The 5,748-nt window shown below is 72.3% G+C and carries 4 protein-coding genes and 1 pseudogene; 1 reads left to right on the plus strand and 4 read right to left on the minus strand.

The annotated features are described in order from the left end of the window. The 3 genes and pseudogenes from C665_RS18010 to C665_RS18020 all read right to left on the minus strand — a co-directional run. Positions 1–628: pseudogene (locus C665_RS18010) on the minus strand (polysaccharide pyruvyl transferase family protein); the annotation flags it as partial. Between the two features lie 13 nt (positions 629–641). After that, positions 642–1,442, minus strand: a complete 801-nt coding sequence (locus tag C665_RS18015) for an ABC transporter permease (RefSeq protein WP_004325594.1) — start codon at positions 1,440–1,442, stop codon at positions 642–644. Then, positions 1,436–2,113, minus strand: coding sequence for an ABC transporter ATP-binding protein (locus C665_RS18020; protein ID WP_004325596.1), 678 nt, complete (start codon positions 2,111–2,113; stop codon positions 1,436–1,438). Before C665_RS18020 ends, C665_RS18015 begins: the two co-directional genes overlap by 7 nt. A 193-nt stretch (positions 2,114–2,306) precedes the next feature. On the opposite strand from C665_RS18020, the gene C665_RS18025 reads away from it, so the two are divergent. Then, the gene (locus C665_RS18025; RefSeq protein WP_004325598.1) at positions 2,307–2,693 is read left to right on the plus strand and encodes a hypothetical protein; all 387 of its coding nucleotides are present in this window, start codon (positions 2,307–2,309) and stop codon (positions 2,691–2,693) included. Positions 2,694–2,731: 38 nt separating this feature from the next. Here the strand turns inward: C665_RS18025 and mscK are convergent. Continuing rightward, the coding region (mscK, locus tag C665_RS18030; RefSeq protein WP_004325600.1) for a mechanosensitive channel MscK at positions 2,732–5,748 on the minus strand (3,017 nt) is incomplete at its 5' end.

A 5,748-nucleotide genomic window follows, 5' to 3' on the forward strand; every position in this document is an offset into this window, starting at 1 on the left:
CGCGCACCTGCACCCCTGCGGCCGCGCGCAGCTCGGCAAGCGCCTCGGCACGCAGCGCCGCGGGCAGGGCCGCGAAGCCGACCCCGCCGATGCCGGTGTGCACGCTGCGCGTGCCGGGCGGCAGCGCGGCATGCGCAGCGAGGTAGGGCAGACCACGCGGAACCCCGAGCGCGTGCCGTGCCCAGGCCGCGCGCGCGGCGGGGTCGTGGTCGTATAGCGCGATCGCGCGTGCGGCGCCGGCGTTGTCGAGCAGCATCACCGCCGCCTCCCAGGCGCTGCAGTCGAGGATCTCGCCACCCACCTGCAGCAGCCCCGGCGGGGGCGTGTCGCGACGGGGCGGCTTCCATTCCGCGGCGAGTTCGGCGAGCGCTTCCACGCGGGCACCGCCGTCCGCACGCAGATCGCGCACGGCGAGGCCGGCGAAGCGCAGCTCCCGTCCGGGCAGGAGGCGCGCGGCCAGTTCCGCTGCGATGCGGCCGAGCAGCAGGTCGCCGAGGTTGTGGCGGTCGAAGGCACCGAACAGGATCAGCGGCGAGGGCTGCCCGACCCGGGGCGTGGCGCCGGCCGCCGCCTGCGCGGGCGAGAGGGGGCGGAGGGATGTCGCGGTGCGCGCGCCGGGCCCGTTCATCGCCCCCCCTGCCTCAATCCGCGCCGGTGCGCAGGCGGTCGAGGCGCAGGCGCTGGCGCTCGTCGAAGAGCCGGCGCGCGCCCAGGCTCACCGCCACCACGGTACCGAAGCCGGTGCCACCGGCGATCAGGAACATCACCAGGATCTGGTATTTCACCGCCTCCACCGGCGCGGTGCCGGCGAGGATCTGGCCGGTCATCATGCCGGGCAGGCTGACGATGCCGGCGGCGGCCATGGCGTTGATGATCGGGATCATGCCGACGCGGATCGCCTCGCGCCGGGTGTCGGCGATGGTCTCGTTCCAGTTCTGGCCGAGGGCGAGCCGGGTCTCGAGCACCATGCGCCGCGCGCTCGCCTCCTGGGTCAGGCGGTCCAGCCCGAGGGCGATGCCGTTCATGGTGTTGCCGAGCACCATGCCGAGCAGCGGGATCGCGTACTGGGGCGCATACCACGGCGTGTTGCCGATCACCACCAGCAGCGCCAGCACGCTGACGGTGAAGGAGGACACGAACATCGACAGCGTGCCCAGGCCGAAGCCCCACCACCCGACGAAGCGGCGCTTCTGCCGCGCCATCACCTCGCGCCCGGCGGCGGTGATCATCACCGCGGCCATCGCCGCCACCCACAGGAAGTGCGCGTTGTCGAACAGCAGCTTCAGCACCAGACCGATCAGCAGCAACTGGATCGTGGTGCGCGCGGCCGCCACCACCAGGCGCTGCTCGATGCCCAGGCCCAGGCGCAGCGACAGCCCGGCCAGCGCCAGGATCAGCAGCGCGGCGAGCGCAAGGTCGAGGACCGAGAGCTCCATCACCATGCCGCGCCCTCGGTGTCGGGGGGCCTGTCCGCGCCTGCAGCCTTTCCTTTGTCCGCGGCCGCCTTCCCGCCTTCCTCTTCCTCCACCAGCTTGCCGTCCTCGAGCAGGAAGCGGCGCCGCGCCACCCGTGCGGCCTGGCGCGGGTCGTGGCTGACCCACAGCAGCGCGGCGGCGTGCTCGCGCCGGTAGTCGTCGAGCACGGCCTCGACGCGCGCGGTGCTGTCCTCGTCGAGGTTGCCGGTGGGTTCGTCGAGCAGCAGCACCGCCGGCCCCTGCATCAGCGTGCGCAGCAGCGCCAGGCGCTGGCGCTCGCCCGTGGAGCAGCGCGCCACCTGCCAGTCGAGCGCCCCGGCGGGCAGGCCCACGCGGTCCAGCCAGGCGGGCGTGCAGCCGGCGGGAAAGTGCTCGCCGACGGTATCGGCCCACCACTGGCCCTCGGCCATCACCAGCGCCACCCGGCGCCGCCAGGCCGGGCCCGGCATGGACGAGCACGCGCGCCCATCCAGCAGGGCCTCGCCCGCGTGCGGGTCGAGATCGGCGATCGCGCGCAGCAGCAGGGACTTGCCGCTGCCCGAGGCGCCGCGGATGCAGACACATTCGCCGGCGGCGACGTCGAGATCGACCGGGCCGATGTGGCGGGTGCGGAGCTGGTGCAGGGCGAGGGCGGGCATGGACGGATGTTCGCGTGTCCGGGCGGGGTTTTCAATGCGGGTGGCTCGCCGCGCTCGGCAAGCGCGCTCCGATTGGGCGAGAATGTGTAAGCAATCCATGCACATCTTCGCCTGCATGGAATCTTTTTTCCGCCAGGGGCTCACACCCCCGCATGCGGCGCGGACGGTCCGCGCCGCCCGACAGGACCGACTCATGTACAGGGATCCCCGATTCTCCGGCATCTTCCAGACCCTCGGCGGGCCGGCCGCCAAGCCGCCCACGCTGCTGCAGAAGGTGGTGGGCGCGGTGGTCATGGCGGGCGTCTTCATGCTCGCGCTGACCTTCTCGGTCGCCTTCTTCGCGGTGCTGCTGACCGCCGGCGTGGCGATCTGGGGCTGGGTGTGGTGGAAGACGCGTGCCCTGCGCAAGGCGATGCGGGCGCAGATGGACGCGCAGGCGGCCGCAGGCGGTGCTCGTGCGGGCGGCTACGGTCCCGCCGCTGGCAATCGCGGGCTGATCATCGAGGGCGAGGTGATCCGCGAGGTGGAGATCGAGGAGGATCCGCGCAGGGACGGCCCCGGCGGCCGCACCCCGTCGTGACGCCAGTCGCCCCACGCCCGGCGCAGCCGCGTTCCCATCTATCCTTGTTGACCCGGTGAACCGGCGGGCGGAGTCACCGCCGTTTGCTGCAGCAAGGCCTCGCGGCCGTCGGCGATGCTGCGGATGTGCACATCCATCTGGTTGAAGGCGATCTCGATTCCCGCTTCACGGAAGCGGCGGTCGATCTCGCGGTTGATCTCGTCGATCGCGGCGTTGCGGTCGCCGAGCTCGCGCACGTGCACCCGGAGCTCGTGGTCGAGCGTGCTGGGGCCGAAGTTGAGGAAGAACACCAGCGGTTCAGGATCCTTCAGCACGCGCGCGTTTTCGGCCGCGATCGCGAGCAGCAGGCGCCGCGTCGTCTCCAGGTCGGCGCCGTAGGCCACGCCGAGCTTGATCGTCACCCGCGTCACCGTGTCGGTCAGCGACCAGTTGGTGAGCTGGCCGGTGATGAAGGCCTTGTTGGGCACGATCATCTCCTTGCGGTCGAAGTCGGTGATCGTGGTGGCGCGGATCTGGATGCGGCTCACCGTCCCCGAGACGTTGCCGATCGTCACCACGTCGCCGATGCGCAGCGGGCGCTCGAACAGGATGATCAGACCGGAGACGAAGTTGGCGAAGATCTCCTGCAGGCCGAAGCCCAGGCCCACCGACAGCGCCGCCACCAGCCACTGCAGCTTGTCCCAGCTCACCCCCAGGGTGCCCAGCGTGGAAGCGATGCCGACGCCGACGATGACGTAGGAGAGCAGCGTGGTGATCGCATACGCGCTGCCCTGGGCGAGCTGGAGCCGCGACAGCACCAGCACCTCGAGCAGGCCCGGCAGGTTGGTGGCGAGCATGAAGGCGATCGCCGCGATCACCAGCGCGCCGAGCAGGTCGGCGAGACTGATCGGCACCACGCCGGCGGTCTCGCCACTGCCGCTGGCGTACTCGTACAGGGTGATGTTGTCGAGGTAGGACACCACCGTCAGCAGGTCGGCCCACACCCAGTAAAGCGCCACCGCGAGGCCGGACAGCAGGGCCAGGTGGAGCAGGCGCAGCGACTGCTGGTTGATGCGGGCGATGTCGAGCATCGGCGCCTCGGCCACCGCAGCCGGCTCGCTGTCGGCGCCGGCGCGGCCCTCGCGTTCGGCGGCCTCGCGGCGCGCGACCGCGCGCTGATGGTCGATGCGGTGCGCGGCGACGCCGAGCGCGCGCACCAGCAGGCCTTCGGCGAGTCGCCACAGGATCAGCACGTACAGGGTGTCCACCAGGCGGCCGGTGAGCTTGAGCGCGGTGTAGTAGTAGCCCATCACCAGCGCGCCGATCAGCGCGAGCGGCATGAGGCCGAGCGCCAGCCCCACGAACACGCGCAGCGGGGAGGGGCGGTCTTCCAGGCGCGTGTGCAGCAGGCCGCGCACCAGCAGCCAGGCCATGGTGGCGTAGCCGACGAGCAGGATCAGGATGCCCAGCACGTCGATGCCCAGGCTCTCGGGCTGGCGCTCCGCGATCGCCACCACCGCGACCACCGCCACCACCACCAGACCGAGCTTGTTCAGGTTGCGGTGCAGTGCGCGCACGCGCTCGACGGGCCACTGGAAGTGGCGTTCGGCCACCCCGCCCGGCGTGAGGAGGCGATGGGCGGTGCGGAACACCAGCCAGGCCTGTGCCATGTCCATCAGCGCCGCGCCCAGGGCCGCGTTCTGGCCGCGCGCGTCCATCTGCAGGGCGATGCCGCCGAGCGCCAGCAGCAGGCTTACCGGCAAGGTCAGCAGCATGTTGAGCAGGATCGCGCGCGGGGTGTGGAGCTGGCTGTCGCGGCGCACGTAGCCGATGTCCGCATGCAGGCTGTCGAGCTGCGCGCGCAGCCAGCGCCGGCGCGCGAACAGGCCGACGCTCAACAGCAGTACCGGCAGGAACAGGAAGGGCCGAGCCTGCAGGCCCGCCCACAGCTCGCCGACGGCCGAGCCCCACGGGATCGCGGCGAACTGCTTGGCGAGCGCGGCCGGCACCGCCTGCAGCCAGGCGAGGTCGAGCGGGCGGTTGCTCGGGATCCAGAACATCTGCTTGTCGAGCGTGGCGCGCAGGCGGTCGGCGCTCACCAGCAGCTGGCGCTCGGCGAGCTGCAGCGTGATCGACTGGGCGAGCACCGCGTTGAGCTCGCGGTTGAGGCGCTCGAGCAGCTCGCTGCGGGTGGCGAGCAGCGCCAGCAGCGGTTCGCGCACGGCCGGGTCGGCCTCGCCGGCGTCGGCGAGCAGGCGTTCGGCGTGGGCGGCCGGGATGGAGAGCTGTTCGCGCTGCTTGTTGATCTCGAACTGGTACAGGCGGATGTCGGCGATCTGGTCGGCGAGGCCGGCGTCGGTCGTCGGGGCGGGCAGCGCCCGGCGCTGCTCGAGCAGGATGCGCGAGAGCAGGACGCTGCCCTGAAGCACGCCGATCTGCTCGTCGATCAGCGTGGTGCTGCGGTTGAGCACGTCGAGTTGCTGGCTTACCGCCTGGTTGCGCCGGGTGAGGGCGTCGAGCTTCGCGGTGGCGCCCAGCAGGTATTCGGACAGCTGCTGGTTGATCGCCGCCTCGCGCGCGAGCAGGTCGTCGTGGCTCGCGTCGGCACTTACGTCGGCGAGCGCCTGCACGGTCTGCTCGGCTTGGCTGGCGCGCTGGCGGCTGATCGCGTCCTGCAGCGCGCGTGCCGCCTCCTCGAGGCGGGCGAGCTGCAGGCGGGCGAGCTCCTGGCGGGCGAGGCCGAGGTCGATCAGGCCGCTGTTGCCGGCGAGCTCCTGGCGGCGCAGCGCGAGCTGGGCGTCGAGCGCATGCCATTCGGCGGCGAGCGCATCGCGGCGCTCCGGGCTGAGCGCGCGGCTGTCGCGCCCGGCTTCGCGTCCGCTCGCGAGCATGGCCTCGATCGCCGCCATGCGCACCTGGCCGGTGCTGATCTCGGTCTGTGCGCGCTCGGGGCCGGTGCGCGCGGCGACGAGCAGGCTGTCGGCCTCGTCGAGGCGGCGGCGCCAGTCGGCGAGCGCGGCCTCCTGTTCGGCGAGGCGCTCCTCGAGGCGGGCGAGCGGGGTGTCGGCGGCGGGGG

The organism is Thauera aminoaromatica S2 (assembly GCF_000310185.1).
In the GTDB taxonomy this organism is placed as follows: Bacteria; Pseudomonadota; Gammaproteobacteria; order Burkholderiales; family Rhodocyclaceae; genus Thauera; species Thauera aminoaromatica.